Below are 18,734 nucleotides of genomic sequence, written 5' to 3' on the forward strand. Positions count from 1 at the left end.
GGTCACTCTCCGTGATCCTCTGCGCCGCCTCGCTCCATGGCATCGACCAATGCCATTTCGCGGCTGTTCATCAGCCTTTCGATGTCGAGCAGGATCAGCATCCGATCATCCAGATCCACCAAGCCTTCGAGATACTCGACCGACATCGCGCCGCCGAATTCGGGCGCGGGACGCAGCTGGTCGGGAGAGAGCGAGAGCACGTCCTTGACGTCGTCCACCACCGCGCCGACCACCCGGTCGCCGATGTTGAGTACGATCACCACCGTGCGGTGATCGTATTCGACGCTCTCGAGCTCGAACTTGATGCGCAAATCGACGATCGGCACGATCACCCCGCGCAGGTTGGTAACGCCCTTGATGAAAGGAGGCGTACCCGCGATCCGGGTGATGTTGTCGTAGCCGCGGATCTCCTGCACGCGAAGGATGTCGATCGCGTACTCCTCATCACCGAGCCGGAAGCTCAAGTACTCCTTGCGAGCGGCAGCGGCATCCCTAGCACTGGGCTTGAGCGTCGAGGCGATGTTCATCAGATCTCTACTCCTGAGACGGTGGACGGCTGAGAGGAAATGGCTTGGACAGGGGCTGGCGGCGTTTCGCCCGGCAACCCCTCATGCTGCAGGGCGGCGAGCATCGGCAAGTCGAGAATCAGGGCGACCGTGCCATCACCGAGAATGGTTGCCGCGGCGACGCCGGGTACCCGGCGATAGTGGGTCTCCAGGCTCTTCACCACGACCTGCCGCTGGCCGATCAAACGATCGACCAGCAGCACGTAGCGGGTCCGGTCGGCTTCGACCACCACGCCGATCGCCTTGCCGAGATCGCGCTCGGCCCCGGGTACATGGAACAGCCCACCGAGCTCGATCAGCGGCAGGTAGTCTCCTCGAATCGGCACCACCCGCCCGCCGCCTGGCAGCCGCTTGAGTGAACTCGGATCGAGCTGTATCGACTCGGCGATCGCGCTCAGCGGCAGGATGAAGGTCTCTTTGCCGACCTCGGTAAGCATCCCATCGAGAATCGCAAGCGTCAGCGGCAGTACTATCCGGGTGGTGGTGCCCTGCCCCGGCGTCGAGAAGAGGGATACGCTCCCTCCCATGCCGACGATGTTCCGGCGCACGACATCCATGCCGACCCCACGGCCGGAGAGGTCGGTCACCTCGACGGCAGTGGAGAAACCCGGCGCGAAGATCAGATCCCATACCGCCTCGTCGCTCATCGCGGGATTGATCTCGAGCCCGTTCGAGCGCGCCTTGGCGAGGATCCTCTCCCGGTTCAACCCGGCACCGTCGTCGGCGACCTCGATCACGATGTTGCCAGCCTGGTGAGCCGCCGACAGGAGCAGCCGTCCACACTCGGGCTTGCCGGCGGCGAGCCGCTGCTCGGGCAGTTCGAGGCCATGATCGAGGCTGTTGCGTACCAGGTGCGTGAGCGGGTCGACGATACCCTCGATCAACCCCTTGTCGAGCTCGACATCATGCCCGCGGGTCTCGAGTTCGACCTGCTTGCCCAGCTTGCCGGCCATGTCATGGACCAGGCGCGGGAAGCGATTGAACACTGAATCGATCGGCAGCATGCGCACCGACATCACCGCTTCCTGCAGGTCGCGGACGTTGCGCTGCAGCAGACTGGTGCCACGCATCAAATCCTCGTGGGCCCTGGTGTCGAGCGAGGCCGCGGCCTGCTCGAGCGTCGCCTGGGTAATCACCAGCTCGCCGACCAGGTTGAGGATCTGGTCGATCTTCTCGGTGGAGACCCGCAGGGTCGAACTCTGCTCGCTGCGCCGGGCGGGAGCGGCGGCACGCTCTCGCGGCACCTCCCTGGCAGCGGCGGTGGACGCGGATGCCTGCGGCGCCTGCTTGATGGACTCGACGGGCTCGACCGGCTCGACGGGCGTAAGGGATATCTGCTCGGGTTCGAGCACGAAGCAGAGCACGCTTGAGATGTCATCGATGCTCGATTGGGTCGCAAGCGTAGCGCTCAGCACTCCGTTCTCGACGCTGACCTCGCCAAGCTCGCCGAACAGGCCGAGCTCCTCGCAGATCCCCTCCGCGCTTTCGTCATCCACGCCTTGCAGGCGTACCGCGAGCCGCATCGTGTCGTCGCCATGCGGGGCGGTATCGGCCGGCTGGGCGGAATCTTCCCGCGCGGTCTCGACCGAGCCTCCCTTGGCGGGCATCGTGGCGGCGAGATCGGTGAGCAAGCCGGTGGCGCGCGCTATCGCTCCTTCGTCGGGCGCTTCGCCGCGGCGGTGGAAGGCGAGCATTCCAAGTAGCGAATCCCGCACTTCGAGCATCAGGTCGATGCTCGCGGGGCTCAGCGCCAGGCTCCCCTGGCGAACGCCATCGAGCAGATTCTCGAGACCGTGGGTCGTACGCTGCAGGGCCGTGAAGTCGAACGTCGACGCTCCGCCTTTGATCGAATGCGCCGCGCGAAAGATCGCCGCCACCGTCTCGGGGTCCGGCCGTTCGACGTCGAGGCCGAGAAGCAGCGCCTCCATGTCGTCGAGAAGCTCCTGCGCTTCGTCGAAGAAGGTGTCGTGAAAGGAAGAAAACTCCATGCTGATCACCTGTACAGGATGGTGGACCCCGGATCGGTACATGAACCGGGGACGGGATACGCGGGAAACCCCGCCCGGGTCAGCGCAATGGGAGAGGCTGCGCGACCATATCGGAAGCCAATGAAAGAGGTCGTTGCTGATCGAGCTGCAGCTGCTCCGGGGTGAGGCCCTCTCCCCGCTCGATGGTGCTGCGCTCGCCATCGATCGAGGCACGCGCCTGCTCGCTGAGCAGCACGATGCTGATCCGGCGATTGATCGGATCGTGGGAGCTGGACGAGAGATTCATCGTCGCCGCCATGCCGGTCACCCTCAGCAGCTGCTGCTCCGGCAGCCCAACGCGCATCAATTCCCGCCGCGACGCATTGGCACGCTCGGTGGACAGCTCCCAGTTACCGTATCCGGCCGGCCCCGAGGCATAGGGCAGGTCATCGGTATGCCCGGTCAGCGTGATACCGTGCGGAGCCTCGACCAGCAGCGGCGCCAGTGCATCGAGCACCCGCCTGAGCCGCGGTGTGATCTCCGCGCTGCCGAGCTGGAACATCGGCGACTGCGTACCATCGATGATCTGGATGCGGATGCCTTGGTCGATCACCTCGACCAGCAGCTGCTCACCCAGCGCGGACAGCGCCGGGTCTTGCTGTATCACAGTCGTCAATCGTTCCAAGGCCCGACGGCTGGCCGGGTCGAGCCGGCGATCGCCGTCGCCGTCCGTCTTCACTCGGCTGACCAGCGCCACCTCCCCACTGAGATGGATGGGGTCGTCTCCGCCGCCCGGGATGACGCTGGGACTCATCGCACTGCGCTCGCCCCCTGCCAGGGAGGTCATCAACGGGGTACGGAAGTACTCGTTGATGCCCTCCAGCTGGGCCGCGCTCACCCCGGAGAGCAGCCACATCACCAGGAAGAACGCCATCATCGCGGTCATGAAATCGGCATACGCGATCTTCCAGCTGCCATGGCTGCCGTGAGCCTGCTTGGCACGACGAACGATCTTTCGTCGAGGCGCGCTCACGACCGCTCCTGGCGCGCTGCGCCGCGAACGTCACGAACCTGGCGGTCGAGCTCCTCGAACGAAGGGCGCTCGGAGGAGAAAAGCGCCTTACGGCCGAACTCCACCGAAATTTGCGGCGCGTAGCCGCTCAGGTGCGCCAGCATCGTCACCTTGACGCACTGCAACAGCTTGATCGCCTCGGCGACCTGGTGGCGCGCACGCGTGGCCAGCGGCGCGACGAAGCCGTAAGCGACCAGGATGCCGAGGAAGGTGCCAACCATGGCGTGGGCGATCAGCGGGCCGAGCTGGTCGGGCTCGAGCCCTTCGGTACCCAGCGCATGGACCACGCCCATCACCGCGGCGACGATACCGAAGGCCGGCATGCCATCGGCCACCATGGCGAGGCTGTTGACGGGGATCTCCGCCTCGTGCTCGAAAGTCTCGATCTCGTGGTCCATCAGCGCCTCGATCTCGGCGACATCCATGTTGCCGCTGAGCATCAGGCGCAGGTAGTCGAGGATGAAGTCGAGCACCAGGGGGTCATCTCTCAACTGCGGGTAGCGCCCGAACAGCTCGCTCTCGCCCGGAGATTCGATATCGGCCTCCAGCGCCATGATCCCGTCCTGCCGAGCCTTGGAGAGAATCTCGTAGAGCAGCGCCATCAACGCCATGCAGGTCGGCTTGTCGTATCGGGTGCTGCGGCGAAGCTTAGGCAGGATCGCGAGGGTAGCCTTGACGCCCTTGCCATTGTTGCTGGCGAGGAAGGCACCGAATCCCGCACCGAAGATGATGATGAACTCGACCGGTTGGAACAGGACGCTCAGATGGCCTCCCGCGAGCATGAAGCCGCCGAAGACCGAAACCAGGATGGCGATGAAGCCAAGCAATATGAGCACGTAAGGGGTCCACCGCTGACTGAATGAGTTCAACCCCCTCTATCGGCAGGTGCGGTGCGATCTTTAGCGCTGCTTTCGAAACCCGCTCGTCTCCCTCGATGCTTGTCCCACACGTCTCGATACCCGTGGAGAGCCAAGCATGGCGTTTTCAAGGATCACGTAAGCTCAGTGAAGAACCGATTCACCTACGCAAGCCGTGTCTCGATGGCGCAAGGGGAAAGGGAGAAACGGGTGCAAAGCGGCGCGGCTAGGGCCAGACGGGGCTTTTCGAGGGGAAATGTGAGGCTGGGAAGCTACTTTTTTAAACTAAAAACACCGATTTTTGTAACCGTTCAACCAATTTGCAAATAAATGTAATGAAAAGTACCATCCAAACGTTCCAAAAAAGCGGTGCATCGTTTCATTCAGGTCACGCTCGAGAGCTACAGCGCCGACACGGAGCAGAGCCCCCTCTCATACTCAACACGCCCAGGCGCAGGACGACCGATGGATGCTCCTTCGATATGCAATGTGCCGGACAACAACAGCCTTGGTAATAAGCACGATGATCGATGAATCACTGCTGGACGATATACGACAGCTCAACCTCTCGTACCTGATGCTGGTGCAGAGGATGATTCGGGACGACCGGACCCTCGCCATCTTTCGCCTGAAGCTCACCCCGGCGATGGCCGACGCCCTCGTGGCCGCCCCCCTCAGCCAGCTGGCCAAACTGGCCAATTCCAACCAGCTGCTGTGCCAGCTGACGATACAGGACACGGCAAGCTTCAATCGCCTGGTCGAAGAGACTCCCCACGAGGACGTTCAGCGCACGCATACGGCGCTGCTCCTGGCAGGCAAGCAGCACGTCGCCCCCCAGCCAGCGCAAGCAGAGATCCACCATGGCTGACCGCAGCCTGCTCGGTGAGATGCGCCAGATCCAGCTCGCGATAGAGCTGATCGAACTAGGCGCCAGACTCCAGGTACTCGAAACGGAGACCAGCCTGAGCCGCGGGCGATTGATCAAGCTCTACAAGGAAATACATGGGGTCTCTCCCCCCAAAGGCATGCTGCCATTCTCGACCGACTGGTTCGTGACCTGGCTGCCCAACATCCATTCGTCGCTGTTCTACAACATCTACGAGTCACTATCGCTGCTCGGCACAGAGACGCGAATGGCCACCATGGTCAAGGCTTACAGGCTCTACCTGGAGCAGGTATCGATGCTCGAGGACAGGGAGCCGGTGCTCGGCTTGACGCGCGCCTGGACACTCGTACGCTTCTTCCAGAGCGGAATGATGCAGCTCTCGGTTTGCCGCCGCTGCGGCGGCCGCTTCGTCGCCCACGCCCACAGCATCGATCACGACTACGTCTGCGGAATCTGCCAGCCTCCCTCGCGTGCGGGGAAGACGCGCAAGGCGGCACAGCGAGCGAAGCGTACCTGACGCCTCGTCACTTCCCACCCGAGCTACTTGCCTCATCCACCATGCCATCCACCATGTAGAGCCAGGCGAGCAATTCGGCGACCGCCCGATAAAGCTCCGCCGGAATTCGCTGGTCGACATCCAAGCGCATCAACAGCCCCACCAGCTCCGGAGAGCGATGGACGTGGACATCGTGGCGCATCGCGAAGTCAATGATCTGCTCGGCGACCGATCCATAGCCTTTCGCGACGACATGCGGCACTTCGCCATCATCGTGGCGTAGCGCCACCGCTCGCTCGACGCGCTCGCTCATGACCCCGCTTCTCCCGCATTTGCATCGAGCGCTTCCACACTCAGGGCGGACAGCGCCAAACCTTGTCCGCCAAGCCCAGCCTCGAGCGCTTTGCCGCCGTCGGTGAGCGCAGCGCACGCCACCTCACTCGCACCGTGCAGTTCGATACGCAGCCCGTCCGAGTATCCGCCAATGCGAGCGTCCACCCTGCCCAGCGCAGGCAGGTCGACAGTTATCCTGGTTCGCCAGCTAGGGCTCTCTGGCGACTGCCCGCCCCCCTCACCATCCTCATCGCCTTCCGGCCCGACCTCGCCGTCTTCTTCGCCAAGGAGTATCTCAAGGCTGGCGATGACTCCCGCATGGAGTGGAAACTGCAGCCTGAGCGGCTCCCCTCCCAGCAGTTCCAGCTGGTGACGAACGATCGGGGCGATATCATCCTCCACCGCCGGGCCAAACTCAGCGGCCACCTTCGCCTGGGGCTCATGCGCAAGCCTGGTGAGCGGCCATTTATCCATGAGTGCCAAGGCCAGATGGCGCTCATAGAAGAGCCCGCTCTCGACCACACCATCCCGCAACGAACTGGCTAGGGTGCCGGCATCCAACCGCATCGCCGGGCGCAGACGGGAGCCCTCCAGGCCGTCGATCAATTCAGTTTCAGCCGAAAGCCGAGCAGGAGCGGCGACCGATGCGTGCCCCCGGGAAACCCCAGGCAGCAGCATGACCGATGCAGGCTGCGGAAACCGCCCCAGCACCTGGGCGATGACGCGCGCCTCGCGGCTGAGACTCTCCCGCTCGCCCCTCGGCGACAGGCTCCTGTCAGCCGCATCACCATCGGCATCGGCCCGCGACTCACCAGGCCCACCACCATGGCCCACGCGTTGCGAAGGGGCATTCGATGATGCTGGACCGCCCCCTTCTGGTTCGCCGCGAAGCTGCCCTTGCACTTCGCTCGTCCCACTCACCACCATCGGCCCGCGGGGCGGCAACGCGTGCCGCTCCAGCTCCCCGCGCCGCCCGAGCACGTGATGCAGCAAAGTGTCGATCAGCGGCGAGATGGTGGACATGGTTCACTCCTGAAAGCGCTGGTAGGCGATCCCCGCGCGCTTGGAGGCATCGGTATGTCGCATCAATCCACGCAGTTCTTCCCTGCGCAGTCGCAAGTGATTTCTGATTTCAGCGTCGTTGGCGATGATCTTCGCGACCAGCTCGCGGCGCTCGAGACGCACGGCGAACGCTTCCTCGGTCGCTGTGTCCGCCTCCATGACCGCTTCCAGCTGGATCAGGTACCCCACTCCCTCATCGACCAAAGCATCCCAGCATTGCTCTCTCGCCAGACTCAGCATCACATCGGTCCGGGCCAGAAGAGAACGGTATCGCTCATTGAGATCGAGACTCACGAGTTGGCGGCTATCGGGCGGCATCGCATCAGACGCCTGGAGCAATTGCACGCCAAGCTCCGCCTATATCACCGGCAAGCTGCTCGACGTGGCTAAGTAGATCGAGGTCGTTACTCGCGTTGACCTTGACCAAGCTATGCGACATGTAGGCGTAAAGTCGCTCCAGATCCTCCCCGATCGCTCCTTGCTCGATGTCTAAGGCCGCTCTCAGGCCTTCGTCGATGATGGCGATCGCCTTGGACAGCATTGCCCCTTTCATCGCGATGTCACCCTGCTCAATGGCCCAGCGAGCTTGATAGATGGCCTTGTCCAGGCCATCGAACAGCAAGACGATCAACTGGTGAGGGGACGCGCTCATTACTGCCGTTTCGAGCCCGACCCGGGCATAGGCCTGAGCACCCCTGCGAATTTGCATCATATTCACCTTGTAGGTACTTTCGATCAGCATAGCCGAGCGGGAAAACCGCTCATACGGCAAGCAACGCGTCCACAAGCCCGCTTCTCGATGATTGATCCCGCGGTTTGTCTGGAAAACAGCTACTTTCGAAAACGCAGAGCGAAAAGAACCTCAATAGAGGGCGAGCTCGTCGAACCGCCCCCAGGCACGGACCGAGAGCGGTCGACAACCCCTTTCGTCATAAGCACCCGAGGAGCGAAGACGGCCAACAGCTCCGTTCGTCATAAGCACCCAAGGGGCGAAGACGGCCAACAGCTCCGTTCGTCATAAGCACCCGAGGAGCGGGAACAGCCAACAGCTCCGTTCGTCATAAGCACCCGAGGAGCGGAAACAGCCAACAGCTCCGTTCGTGGTGAGCGCCCGAGGAACGAGGGCAGTCGAACCACGGCTCGCCACCGCATCGATCCCCTCTCGCACGCCCTCGACAGCCCACTGCGCCAATCATCAATTACTGGTATTGAGTGCATCGAACTGCTGGGTCAGCTGGCTCGAAAGGCTGGTCATCCTGGACATCAACTGGTCGAGCGCGACAAACTGCTTACGATAGCGCTCCATGGTGGCATCGATACGCGTCGACATAGTGTCGTACTGCTGCCCCAACCTATCGAGCTGAGCCTCGAGACCCGTGGTGGCGCTATTGATCAGCCCGCTACTGCCATCCAGCATGCTTTCGAGCGTACTCGAAAGCCGCCCGATCAGCCCCCCACCGTCACCGCTTCCCATCAGCGTCTCAGACACCGCATCGATGTCGGTCGAGAGCGCAGCGCTCAAGACGCTGTCATCGATCTCCAGGCTGCCATCGAGTTTGGTCGTGATTCCCAGGGTCTCCAACGAGCCGAGCTGAGCATCCGCACCCAGCGCCGAACGCAGCTGCCCCTGGATGGAGCGCAGCGCCGAATTGCCTACCAGCGCACCGCTATTGGAGGGGTCTTCCGGATTGGTCTTGCCCAGGGACGCAGCAAGCGACAGATAGTCGTTGTAGGCACCGACGAACTCTTCGACGGCGCTCTTGACCGCGGAAGTATCGCTGGCAATGGTGAAGACTTGAGGCTGCCCATCGGTCACCGATTTAAGGGTGATGTCCACCCCATCGACCACCCCTTGGATCTGGTTGCTGCCCTGAATGATCTGGATCCCATTCAAAGTGAACTCCGCGTCTTTCGCCGTTACCTCAGCGGCACGATTCTCAGCGGCGAACAGCTGGGTGAGATCCTCCGCGGCCGCATCAGCCGGCGTGAAGGCAACGGTGCCTATGGCATTCGCACTCCCGGTCTCCCGCGAAGTCAGCACCAGGCTGTAGCTCTCCTCCCCGCCGACACCGCTACGGCTGTTGACGATCGTCGCCGTCAGACCCAGGGGGTTACCATCCTCATCCCGCTGGGCATTGATCGCATCGCGGATCGACTCGAGCGTGGCGTCCTGGAGCTCGATCGACACCAGCTGGTCTCCGACACCCAGGGTGAGGCTGCCGCTACCGAGCGTTTCGGTCTTGCTGGCAACCGTAGCGGTAGCGATGGAGTGAGCTGACGCCAACTGGGAGACCTGCACTTCGTAACGTCCAGCCTGGGCATCCGTACTGGTCGATATATCGAAGGCCGAATGCTCGCCGCTGCTTGCCGTTGCACTGTAAAGAGAAGCATCGCTCAGCCCAGCCGCCGCCTCCTGAAGCCTTTCCAGCGAGGTGGCCAGGGTACCGAAGGCCGATATCTTCGTCTGCGTACTGCTTTGCCGAGTGGCGATAGGGGTGAGCTTGCTCTCTTCCGCAGAGCGCAGCTGATCCAGCAAGCTAGTGAGGTCAAGCCCCGAACCCACGCCCAGAGAGGTTATCGTCGATGCCATGTCGATGTCCCAAGCAAGTCATTGGTGGAATTTTCATTCCCATGACATCGCTATCGGCATGGTGCGATAAAGGTTTAACCTTTTATCATCGATGAATTGGCATCAGAAGATACGGATCAAGCGGAGGCGGGAGCACTATCGGCTGACGAGACCAGAGCGAGCAACGGCGGCCACTGATGCAGCCGCCGAGGTTCGCTACCGGGTGGGTAGCGATGTATTTTGGGGGCGGGATTGGGTCTCTTGCGTTTCGGTCACTTCCCCATTCTCAGCCAGCTGAGCGGCAAGCAGGTCGTACTCGGCATCGCTGTCCACCAGCTTGACGCCGGACAAAGGCAGGCGACAGGCCAGGGCGGTACGAGCGACATCGGCGCGATGCTCCTCGGCAGCCACGGCCAGCAAGCGCTTGCGACTAGGCGAAAAGAGACTCAGCACCGCCCACAGCACCACCGCGCCAAGTAGCCAGTAGAGCAGGTCGAAAGGCAAGCGGGAAGCATAGTCTCCACCGGAAGCGATCAGGGTTGCCACCAACCCCGAACCCGAAGCGAGCAAGCACCATGTCCAGTTGGGGATGCCCAACCAACGATTGGCGCGCACCAACGCTCGCCGGTAGTAACGCAAAGAAAAAGCGATGGGGACCGGCCGGGACATCTGAAATCCTTGTTGCATGAAGCGCCAGATACTCGTTGAAGCAGCAAAGTGAAAGCGACCTCGACCGCGCGGGCCACATTTCACTCACGCTTGTTACTCATACGATAGCCATTTTACCCACTTTCACAACAAGACTTGAACCAAATCCTTCAAATCCCAAAAAAATATCACAAAAACAAACAGTTACATAGATATCGAATCGATCCCCCGCCGACCCAGCGACCACAGAACCTCGACCTCATCCCTCCCCCGCCCCTGAACTGGCTGGCCTTTCGCCTCTGATCAGCGCAAAAAGGCCCCCCATTCAGGAAGACCACCAACGCTCATTGCCAAGCCTCATTTCAGAAAATCCACGAATGAACGACGTTCGGATCGCCCAGACAAAGCGAAAGAGCGCAGGGCTGAGGTTACAAGAAGTGCCTGGATACCTGGAGAATTTTTCAATGTGGCAGGTAATTGTCGAGCCACCCATTTCTCTTCACTTCGATCTCTTTTCCCAGAGGTTTCTTTCATAGCGGTCTCTGCTGGGGTCTTTTCTTTACATTAATGCAGACTGGCTCAACAGCCTTTCTCCTTCGAACCCTATCCATGGACCTGCACGAATCCGGGTACTTCAACCATCAACGAGTTGACGTACCCCTGCGGCCCGGCACCGCCAGCGCAGGCCAAAGCGGCGAACATCGAATCCGACGATTAACCAAAAAAATCTTTGGCAATAAGCATTTAGCCAAAAAATCAACACCCTGCACCTGCAGGGAGATGGAGTCCGTTTTGGAGGCGACCCACTTTTTTGGGCCAAAATATCACCTCCTGTTTCAAAAACATCTCACAACGTATCATTTCCATATCTTTACGTGCCATGCTCGATCGCTTTTAGTTACATTTTAATCCTTATGTAAAACACGGAAAACATGTTTAATGACAGTGAAAGATTTACCACACTAATCTCGTCACTGCCGAGATCACAATCCTCTATCTTTCAGCAAAGTGGGCGGTGACTGACATTTTCTTCATCCAGCGTGACGCTCTACAGCAAGACATCAGTAGTGTATTTAACCCAACACACGGGGTGGTCGATACCGGGTTACCGGATAAGACGGCACGCACGCCATCCTGACGGAGTAACGATGGCACATTCGGACAACAGAATGACGCAGAACAATACGAAAACCCTGAAGGATAGAAGTCAACGCTATTCACTGCCGGTACAGCGTTTCGAGAAGCTGCAAACCATTCTCAGATGTTCGGCGCTATCGCCTCGGCTGCATGATGATATGCCTCAGGAGGCGCTCGAGTGGTCGGCTTATGCGCATCATTTCGGCAAGCTGATCACCGGGATGATCGCACTCAGCCCGATGCGGCTGAACCGCAGCCTGGAGCAGCGATTCAGTGCGCCCGATCACGCGCTCATCCTCATCGTCGTCTCCGGCATGATGGTGTGCCGCTGCTATGGCAACACCACCAGTCTGTTACCCGGCGATATACTCATCCAAGATCTCTCTCAGCCCATCGATCTAGATATCATATTACCTCCCGATAGAGAGCAAGCCGAGTTTCAGTTCATTTTCATTCCTCGGTCATCATTGGACTTCAATATAGACATCGGCAGCCTCCATGGCCACTCGCTGACAGCGGCGAGTCCGCTCAATCGGCTTCTGCGGCAAAACTTCTCCAGTATGCTGGAGCTGTTCGACGCCATGAATGATGAAGAAATAATGACGATCGGTAAAAGCGGCCTATCCGTTCTTCTCAATATCTTGGGCCTGGTAAGTGGGAAAGAAGTGCTCAACCTGATAGAGAAGGGCTCGACACTGGAGAAGATATGCCTCTACATCGAAGCAAATCTCGCCACCCCGATCAGCATCGATGAGCTGTGCCGCAAGTTTGCCCTCTCCCGCACCAGCCTCTACCGCCTCTTCGAGCCACTAGGCGGTGTTGCGACCCATATTCGAAACCGCCGCCTGGCGATGGCCGCGCGTATGTTCAGAATGCCCTCCATGGCGCATTTGACCATTGCCGCGATAGCCCGGCGATGCGGGCTGGAAGTGCATGTACTGCGCCACCATTTCACCACCCTATATGGCACCTCACTGCGCGGGCTGCGCAAGAAGATGCTCGACGGCACCGCCTCCGGCGGCAATGACCAGAGCGAGTTGATGAACTGGATGAGCAGACTGTGAACCTTTCCGATCCAACCCTGCCGGTGTCCGATTGGCCCACAGGGCGCGGCGGATAGGCGCGTTACCCCAGGCAAGACGCGCGCGCCTTGCCTTGTCCCCGCTCGACAAAAAAGCCACTCTTTAGCGGGAGGTACTTTCATAGCAATACTTCTTGACCCAGCCATATATTTTAGGATGACGATCCTTGATATGGTATCTGACTATCTTCTTGGCTGCTTGGGTATCCTTCGTCTTGAATACCTCCCAGAATGATACATACTCACAGCGATTGAATTTGTCCTCGTAGTGAAGCGTTTCGAGATGTTCTTCGCTGAGTACATGGCGATGCTTTTCCACGAATTTCAAATACCCCTGATGCGCTTTGCTGGAGGTACTCATTCTTTGCTCAGGATCTTCCAGTCCCACATAATAATCGATGTGAGGCGTCTTGTAGCCTTCGCCATGTTTCTGTATCACTCTGAACCAAGTATCGTAATCCTGCCATGCCGGCATGACAGGATCGAACATTCCTGACTTGATCAGAATGTCCTTTGCGATGAAGGCTTGATTGCCCACCTCGTTGCGCTTCTTCATCTGCTCGAAGCTGATGACACCTTCATGCTTTATTTTATTTTTTATCTTGCCAAAATAATCTCCACTGACATTATGGCTACAAAGCAAAGCGTATCGCCCCAGTGCATCACTGGTCAGGAAATTTTCCAAGCGCTGTTCATCGAACCAATCATCATCATCCAAGCCAGTGATATAGTCACCGCTGGCTTGCTCGATCATCCTATTTCGGGACACACATGCCCCGGAATTCTTTTCATTGCGCAAGTATATGAAATGATCGAACTCATTCTTGAATCGTTCCAATACCTCGTCATAAGAAACCGTAGAAGCATCGTCACATACAAGAACTTCAAAGCGCCGATAAGTCTGGCGCAGCAGCGATGCCAGCGCCCGCGCGAGTCTATCGGGTCGATTGAAGGTGGGGATATAGATAGAGACATGTTTGTTCATCCTGTTCTCCAAGCGTCATTTTCAGAAAACAAGCCAAGCGCATATGTGCGATGAACTAAATCACGAAACGAGTCGCATGGCACTGCCCCGGACGCCATCAGCATGCGACGGTCGCGAGAGATTGTCCCGAATAGGGGCTTACATATTAATCAGTGAAGCCTAAAGAAGGTCAGGCTCATTGTCGATAAGTTAAGACCATATGGAACGAACAGATTTTCGTTCCCAAAAAACGAATTTAAAAATAAGGTATATATTAGCGTTCAAAATGTCTCTTTCATGGCCGATGTACCACTCGGCCCACCAAATACTTAATTTTAATTTAATTCATCCCCGCATTGACACGACCGCCTGCCCCAATTCATCCCAGGCGCACGCGCATTCGAACTCTGCGATTCGCTCTCCCTCCACCGGATCGCCACGGTAGTGCTGGTTTTGGCTCGAACATACCGCAGCGGTTCGCGCGCGTATCGATGACCCCCTCCAATGACACATAGCAACGCTGAATGAAGACGACAGGCCAGACAGTACTGCCATAAACGACGACGCCTCGTCCACGCAGAGCATGGACGAGGCGTCATAGGGTATGGAAATGTGCAGCAGATGCGGGGAAAACCGGCTCTCCTTCAAAGCACGCAATAGCTCGCAGCGATGTCGGCCAAGCCCCGGGATAAGAGACCCAAACATACCCACCGCTCATGCGCGGGTGGCGCATAGAGACGTCATCGGACTCAGATCCCGATATTCGCCCCAGGCACGATATCATGCAAAGCGGTGCGAAATAGTACCTGGACGCGCGCCAACGCTTGCGCATTCTTGCCCTCGAAGCGCAACACCAGCATCGGTGTGGTATTGGAGGCCCGACATAGCCCCCAGCCATCTGGATAGTCGACGCGAATCCCATCGATCGTGGTCTTGGTCGCCTCGGCACCGAAATCGACTTCTCGCGCCAAGCGTTCGACGATGGCGAACTTGTTCTCGTCGGTCACCTCGACGTTGATCTCCGCGGTGCCGAGATCCTGTGGGTAGCGCGCAAAGAAGGCATCGGCATCCTGCCGCTGGCCGCTGAGGATCTCGAGCAGCCGTGCGGCGCAGTAAAGACCATCGTCGAAGCCGTACCAACGTTCCTTGAAGAAGATATGCCCGCTCATCTCACCGGCAAGCACCGCCCCGGTCTGCTTCATTCTCGCCTTGATCAACGAGTGGCCGGTCGGCGACATCTCGGGTATCCCTCCCGCCCGCTCGATCAGTGCAGGCAGGTTGCCGGTGCATTTGACGTCGAAGATGATCCGCGCGCCGGGCTCACGCTCGAGCAGGTCTTCGGAGAAGGCCATCATCAGGCGATCGGGAAAGATCACCTCCCCCCTTGGCGTCACCACGCCGAGGCGATCACCATCGCCATCGAAGGCCAGGCCGATGTCGGCGCCGGTCTCACGCACCTTGATGATCAGATCTCGCAGGTTCTCGAGCTTGCCAGGGTCGGGATGGTGATTGGGGAAGCGCCCGTCGATATCATCGAACAACGGGATGGTCTCCATGCCAAGACGCGCCACCAACTGCGGGCCAAGCTCCCCGGTCACGCCATTGCCACAATCGACCACCACCCTGAGCGGACGCCCAATCTCGATACCGGAGAGGATGCGTTCGAGATAGGCCGGACGGACATCGTGCTGGCGGAGCTGGCCATCGCCGGTGGTGAAATCCTCCGCCTCGATACGCCGATGCAGATCGGTGATCGCCTGGTTGGCCAGGGTCTCACCAGCGAGCACGATCTTGAAACCGTTGTAATCGGCAGGGTTGTGGCTACCAGTCACCGCCACGCCTGAACGGGTACCCTCAAGCGTAGCGGCGGCGAAATACACCACTGGTGTCGGTACCCTGCCGACATCGATCGCCTCGACGCCCGCCGCGCGGATGCCCTCGATCAAGGCGCCAGCCAGCTCAGGCCCGGAGAGCCGACCGTCACGCCCCACCACGATCGACTGCTCACCACGCCGTCGAGCCTCACTGCCGATGGCCTGCCCGAGCAGGCGAACACCGTAGGTGGAGATATCTCGTCCTACGACACCGCGGATATCGTAGGCGCGAAAGGCGGAAAGCGGGATGGTGGTTCGGGTCATCAATGAAGATCCTGATACATGGAAAAACGTACGTGTCTCAAACTACGGGCTGCAACGAATCGGCGCGACCGACTGCATAGTAAAGCAGCCCCGCCGCTTTGACTGCCGCCGGATCGTAGAGATTGCGACCGTCGACCAAGACAGGCGAGCTGAGCTGCTGCTTGAGCTGGGCAAAATCTATGGCACGGAAGGCTTTCCATTCGGTGCAGATCACCAGGGCATCGGCGCCTTCCAGCGCCTCATCCCGGCTCGCGACCAATTGAAGATCATCTCGCTCGCCATAGATACGTCGGCACTCCTCCATCGCCTCCGGGTCGAAGCCCTGGATTCGCCCTCCTGCCGCCCATACTGCTTCCATCAACGCACGGCTAGGGGCATCGCGCATATCGTCGGTATTGGGCTTGAACGCAAGGCCCCAAAGCGCGATCACCTTGCCGGCGAGATCGCCATCAAAGGCCTGAGAGAGCTTGATGAACAAAGTCTGCTTTTGGCGCTGATTGACAGCTTCCACCGCAAGCAGCAATTCGGCATCGTAGCCGATCTGACTAGCAGTACGTGCCAACGCCTGGACATCTTTAGGGAAGCAGGAACCACCATAGCCACAACCAGGATAGATGAACGAATAACCGATTCGGGGATCGCTGCCGATACCGTGGCGTACGTGCTCAATATCGGCCCCTAGCCGTTCGGCAAGATTAGCGATCTCGTTCATGAAACTAATTTTGGTTGCGAGCATCGCGTTAGCCGCGTACTTGGTCAGCTCGGCGCTACGCACATCCATGAACATCAGCTTTTCATGGTGGCGGTTATAGGGGGCGTAGCACTCGCGCATCAGGCCCTTGACCGTCTCGGAAGCAGTGCCAACGACTATACGTGCGCCCCCCGTAAAATCGGCGATCGCCGCTCCTTCCTTAAGAAACTCAGGATTAGAGCATACGTCGAAGGGCAAGAAACTGCCGCGCGCCTCCAGCGTGGTGCGGATTCTCTCAGATACCTTGTCCGCAGTACCCACTGGTACCGTAGACTTATCTATCACTACCTTATAGTCACTCATATACTGGCCAATCGTCTCGGCCACCGCCAATACGTACTTGAGATCAGCGCTGCCATCCTCATCAGGTGGCGTACCCACCGCAATGAACTGCAGCGTACCGTGACCCACTGCCTGCTGTGCATCGGTAGTGAAATGCAATCGCCCTTCCGCCACGTTACTGGTCACCAGTTCCTCAAGGCCAGGCTCATAGATTGGGATTTCCCCCTGTTCCAGGCGCTGAATCTTGCCGGCGTCAACGTCCATACACATTACGTCGTGACCGACATCGGCCAGACAAGCGCCAGTAACCAAGCCCACGTAGCCAGTACCAAAAATGGTGATTTTCATGAAAACTTTTCCTCTATAATAAGGCAATTAGTCGATTAAAATCATTATTCATTAGTTTAGGTCTTTTCTTAACTTGTCTTCTATTTGTCGAATAGCGCACCAGATCACAGAAATTAGCAAAAAGTATGCTGCCAGCATTTGGGGCTCTCTCATTACCGTATAACTTAATCCAAACAAAAAATACATTATAGGTATTAATCCCCCACTTAACGCTAGCCAGCGCAACTCTTCATGAGTAGATCTGAAATACTTAGCAAAAAATAAATAGAAAGGGACGAAATACATTATCAATGCAAATAAAACACCAATTAATCCTCTTCGTGCAGCCACATCAAAAATATCATTATGCAAATGTAAAAAAACTAAAGAACCTTCTCTAATCACACCTCGGTTCAGTACTCCAGATTCAACCAATTGATCACGCATAAAAGTAAGCTGGGACTCACCTGCTCCAAACCAAATATGTTGAGAAAAAATAATCCAAGCACCTCGCCACATTTCAAAACGCAAGCCAAGCGATGTAAAGACACGACCTTCACGATAATCCATCAAATCAGATTTGATCATCATGAATCTATCTTCGATATGAGAAAATGTTATCAATAAATATCCAAATGCAAAAAATAATGCTATAAATATAAGGCTCCGCGCATCCAATTTAAATTTAAAACATCCATCGTATTTAAATTTTTTAATTAGCGCAAATAATACAAAAAATAAACACCCCCAACTTCCTCTGCTTCCCGTAAAAATTGAAGTCAATATACCGCCTAAAATAAAAATAAATAACAACAATGCCATGTTTTTCGAAACATTTCTACTAGAAGCCAATAGAACAAAAAAGGCCAACACAGAGTAAAGCATTGACAAATTCCCAAAAACAATGGGAGAAACACCATTTGTTACTCTATATGCACCTTGAATAAATTTTTCATAAAATGCAATTACAGAAACGCCTACACAAGCAGCAAAAAAAGCAGATTTCATAAAAAAGATAGAAAATTTATTGTTCCTTAAATAGATCAACAACAATATACCAAACAATGGCCATAGTGGTGCCAAAAAAGCAACTTCAGAAAAATATGAATCACTTCTTATAATATCCCACACCCAATTAACTGAATATAGAAAAAAAGAAAGTGATAAAAACCAGTCACTGTAACTCATTCTTTCCATAAGAAAATTAGCTTTAAAGAAAAAAGTAATCGACAAAATTAAAAATAAGAACGACACCCAATAGCCATATTTTATCTGTATAGGTAATATTGTAATCCAAGAAAAAATAAAAATGCTATTAACCCAAAAGAGCAGTATCTGTGTCTTTTCCTGATTATGCATATGCCTCAGCCCAATTCAAAAATTGATAGGCATCAATAATAGTGTCCCTACCGCAGCAACAGCAAGCGAGGCAGTATAACTTTGAGGCCATAGTGACGATTGAAACGGCGATCGACCTGCTCAGGGTAACATCACACACAATGATCTCGAATGGCACGGCAACTGTGACGGCGTTCCTGAGACTGCCCAGCAATGCTGCCGCCACAAATTCCCATGGCAGTTGACCAACAAGCGTAATC

17 protein-coding genes are annotated in these 18,734 nt (G+C 57.3%); 3 read left to right on the plus strand and 14 right to left on the minus strand.

Annotation, left to right across the window (positions count from 1 at the left end):
- Positions 1 to 2: 2 nt before the first annotated feature.
- From Q376_RS0112615 to motA, 4 genes are all read right to left on the minus strand, one after another.
- Positions 3 to 527, minus strand: coding sequence for a chemotaxis protein CheW (locus Q376_RS0112615; protein WP_043447712.1), 525 nt, complete (start codon positions 525 to 527; stop codon positions 3 to 5).
- A complete protein-coding gene (locus Q376_RS22530) occupies positions 527 to 2,554 on the minus strand; it encodes a chemotaxis protein CheW (RefSeq protein ID WP_081803530.1) in 2,028 nt (675 codons plus the stop codon). Before Q376_RS22530 ends, Q376_RS0112615 begins: the two co-directional genes overlap by 1 nt.
- Positions 2,555 to 2,633: 79 nt before the next feature.
- Positions 2,634 to 3,566 carry a flagellar motor protein MotB gene (motB, locus tag Q376_RS22535; protein ID WP_081803531.1) on the minus strand — a complete coding sequence of 311 codons (933 nt, stop codon included), beginning with the start codon at positions 3,564 to 3,566 and terminating at the stop codon, positions 2,634 to 2,636.
- A complete protein-coding gene (gene motA / locus Q376_RS0112630) occupies positions 3,563 to 4,441 on the minus strand; it encodes a flagellar motor stator protein MotA (protein WP_027350614.1) in 879 nt (292 codons plus the stop codon). Before motA ends, motB begins: the two co-directional genes overlap by 4 nt.
- A 544-nt stretch (positions 4,442 to 4,985) precedes the next feature.
- Between motA and flhD the strand changes: the two genes are divergently transcribed.
- Together flhD and flhC are read left to right on the plus strand one after the other, a co-directional pair.
- Positions 4,986 to 5,330 (plus strand): flagellar transcriptional regulator FlhD, encoded by a 345-nt coding sequence (gene flhD / locus Q376_RS0112635; protein ID WP_052365208.1) that lies wholly within the window; start codon positions 4,986 to 4,988, stop codon positions 5,328 to 5,330.
- Positions 5,323 to 5,865: a flagellar transcriptional regulator FlhC gene (gene flhC, locus Q376_RS0112640; RefSeq protein ID WP_027350616.1), complete on the plus strand. Its 543-nt coding sequence runs from the start codon at positions 5,323 to 5,325 to the stop codon at positions 5,863 to 5,865. The genes flhD and flhC overlap by 8 nt, the downstream gene beginning before the upstream one ends.
- Positions 5,866 to 5,872: 7 nt before the next feature.
- On the opposite strand, the gene Q376_RS0112645 is transcribed toward flhC, so the two are convergent.
- The 6 genes from Q376_RS0112645 to Q376_RS0112670 form a co-directional block, all read right to left on the minus strand.
- Positions 5,873 to 6,157 carry an EscU/YscU/HrcU family type III secretion system export apparatus switch protein gene (locus Q376_RS0112645; RefSeq protein ID WP_027350617.1) on the minus strand — a complete coding sequence of 95 codons (285 nt, stop codon included), beginning with the start codon at positions 6,155 to 6,157 and terminating at the stop codon, positions 5,873 to 5,875.
- Positions 6,154 to 7,200, minus strand: coding sequence for a flagellar hook-length control protein FliK (gene fliK, locus Q376_RS0112650; RefSeq protein ID WP_027350618.1), 1,047 nt, complete (start codon positions 7,198 to 7,200; stop codon positions 6,154 to 6,156). The genes Q376_RS0112645 and fliK overlap by 4 nt, the downstream gene beginning before the upstream one ends.
- Before the next feature lie 3 nt (positions 7,201 to 7,203).
- A complete protein-coding gene (fliT, locus tag Q376_RS0112655) occupies positions 7,204 to 7,584 on the minus strand; it encodes a flagellar protein FliT (protein ID WP_155834338.1) in 381 nt (126 codons plus the stop codon).
- Positions 7,562 to 8,011 (minus strand): flagellar export chaperone FliS, encoded by a 450-nt coding sequence (gene fliS / locus Q376_RS0112660; protein WP_342665977.1) that lies wholly within the window; start codon positions 8,009 to 8,011, stop codon positions 7,562 to 7,564. Before fliS ends, fliT begins: the two co-directional genes overlap by 23 nt.
- A 423-nt stretch (positions 8,012 to 8,434) precedes the next feature.
- Positions 8,435 to 9,829, minus strand: coding sequence for a flagellar filament capping protein FliD (gene fliD, locus Q376_RS0112665; RefSeq protein WP_027350621.1), 1,395 nt, complete (start codon positions 9,827 to 9,829; stop codon positions 8,435 to 8,437).
- Between the two features lie 195 nt (positions 9,830 to 10,024).
- Positions 10,025 to 10,477 (minus strand): hypothetical protein, encoded by a 453-nt coding sequence (locus tag Q376_RS0112670; RefSeq protein WP_155834339.1) that lies wholly within the window; start codon positions 10,475 to 10,477, stop codon positions 10,025 to 10,027.
- Between the two features lie 1,127 nt (positions 10,478 to 11,604).
- Here Q376_RS0112670 and Q376_RS0112675 point away from each other — a divergent pair.
- Positions 11,605 to 12,657, plus strand: coding sequence for an AraC family transcriptional regulator (locus Q376_RS0112675; protein WP_027350623.1), 1,053 nt, complete (start codon positions 11,605 to 11,607; stop codon positions 12,655 to 12,657).
- 120 nt (positions 12,658 to 12,777) lie between these two features.
- Here the strand turns inward: Q376_RS0112675 and Q376_RS22540 are convergent, their stop codons facing one another.
- From Q376_RS22540 to Q376_RS24855, 4 genes are all read right to left on the minus strand, one after another.
- Entirely contained in the window at positions 12,778 to 13,659 is an 882-nt protein-coding gene (locus Q376_RS22540; protein ID WP_052365212.1) for a glycosyltransferase, read from the minus strand.
- Between the two features lie 728 nt (positions 13,660 to 14,387).
- Positions 14,388 to 15,776, minus strand: coding sequence for a phosphomannomutase/phosphoglucomutase (locus Q376_RS0112685; RefSeq protein ID WP_027350624.1), 1,389 nt, complete (start codon positions 15,774 to 15,776; stop codon positions 14,388 to 14,390).
- A 37-nt stretch (positions 15,777 to 15,813) separates the two neighbouring features.
- Complete coding sequence (locus Q376_RS0112690) at positions 15,814 to 17,157, minus strand: UDP-glucose dehydrogenase family protein (protein ID WP_027350625.1); 1,344 nt, start codon at positions 17,155 to 17,157, stop codon at positions 15,814 to 15,816.
- Positions 17,158 to 17,208: 51 nt separating this feature from the next.
- Positions 17,209 to 18,324 carry an O-antigen ligase family protein gene (locus Q376_RS24855; protein ID WP_155834340.1) on the minus strand — a complete coding sequence of 372 codons (1,116 nt, stop codon included), beginning with the start codon at positions 18,322 to 18,324 and terminating at the stop codon, positions 17,209 to 17,211.
- Between the last annotated feature and the right edge of the window lie 410 nt (positions 18,325 to 18,734).

It is taken from the genome of Halotalea alkalilenta DSM 17697 (genome assembly GCF_000621205.1).
Taxonomy (GTDB): domain Bacteria; phylum Pseudomonadota; class Gammaproteobacteria; order Pseudomonadales; family Halomonadaceae; genus Halotalea; species Halotalea alkalilenta.

Coding starts and splice junctions, on each gene's coding strand:
- Q376_RS0112685 (WP_027350624.1), bottom strand. CDS start 15,776: ATGACCCGAACCACCATCCCGCTTTCCGCCTTTCGCGCCTACGATATC.
- Q376_RS22530 (WP_081803530.1), bottom strand. CDS start 2,554: ATGGAGTTTTCTTCCTTTCACGACACCTTCTTCGACGAAGCGCAGGAG.
- flhD (WP_052365208.1), top strand. CDS start 4,986: ATGATCGATGAATCACTGCTGGACGATATACGACAGCTCAACCTCTCG.
- flhC (WP_027350616.1), top strand. CDS start 5,323: ATGGCTGACCGCAGCCTGCTCGGTGAGATGCGCCAGATCCAGCTCGCG.
- Q376_RS0112690 (WP_027350625.1), bottom strand. CDS start 17,157: ATGAAAATCACCATTTTTGGTACTGGCTACGTGGGCTTGGTTACTGGC.
- fliK (WP_027350618.1), bottom strand. CDS start 7,200: ATGTCCACCATCTCGCCGCTGATCGACACTTTGCTGCATCACGTGCTC.
- Q376_RS24855 (WP_155834340.1), bottom strand. CDS start 18,324: ATGAGTTACAGTGACTGGTTTTTATCACTTTCTTTTTTTCTATATTCA.
- Q376_RS0112670 (WP_155834339.1), bottom strand. CDS start 10,477: ATGTCCCGGCCGGTCCCCATCGCTTTTTCTTTGCGTTACTACCGGCGA.
- Q376_RS0112645 (WP_027350617.1), bottom strand. CDS start 6,157: ATGAGCGAGCGCGTCGAGCGAGCGGTGGCGCTACGCCACGATGATGGC.
- Q376_RS0112675 (WP_027350623.1), top strand. CDS start 11,605: ATGGCACATTCGGACAACAGAATGACGCAGAACAATACGAAAACCCTG.
- Q376_RS0112615 (WP_043447712.1), bottom strand. CDS start 527: ATGAACATCGCCTCGACGCTCAAGCCCAGTGCTAGGGATGCCGCTGCC.
- fliD (WP_027350621.1), bottom strand. CDS start 9,829: ATGGCATCGACGATAACCTCTCTGGGCGTGGGTTCGGGGCTTGACCTC.
- Q376_RS22540 (WP_052365212.1), bottom strand. CDS start 13,659: ATGAACAAACATGTCTCTATCTATATCCCCACCTTCAATCGACCCGAT.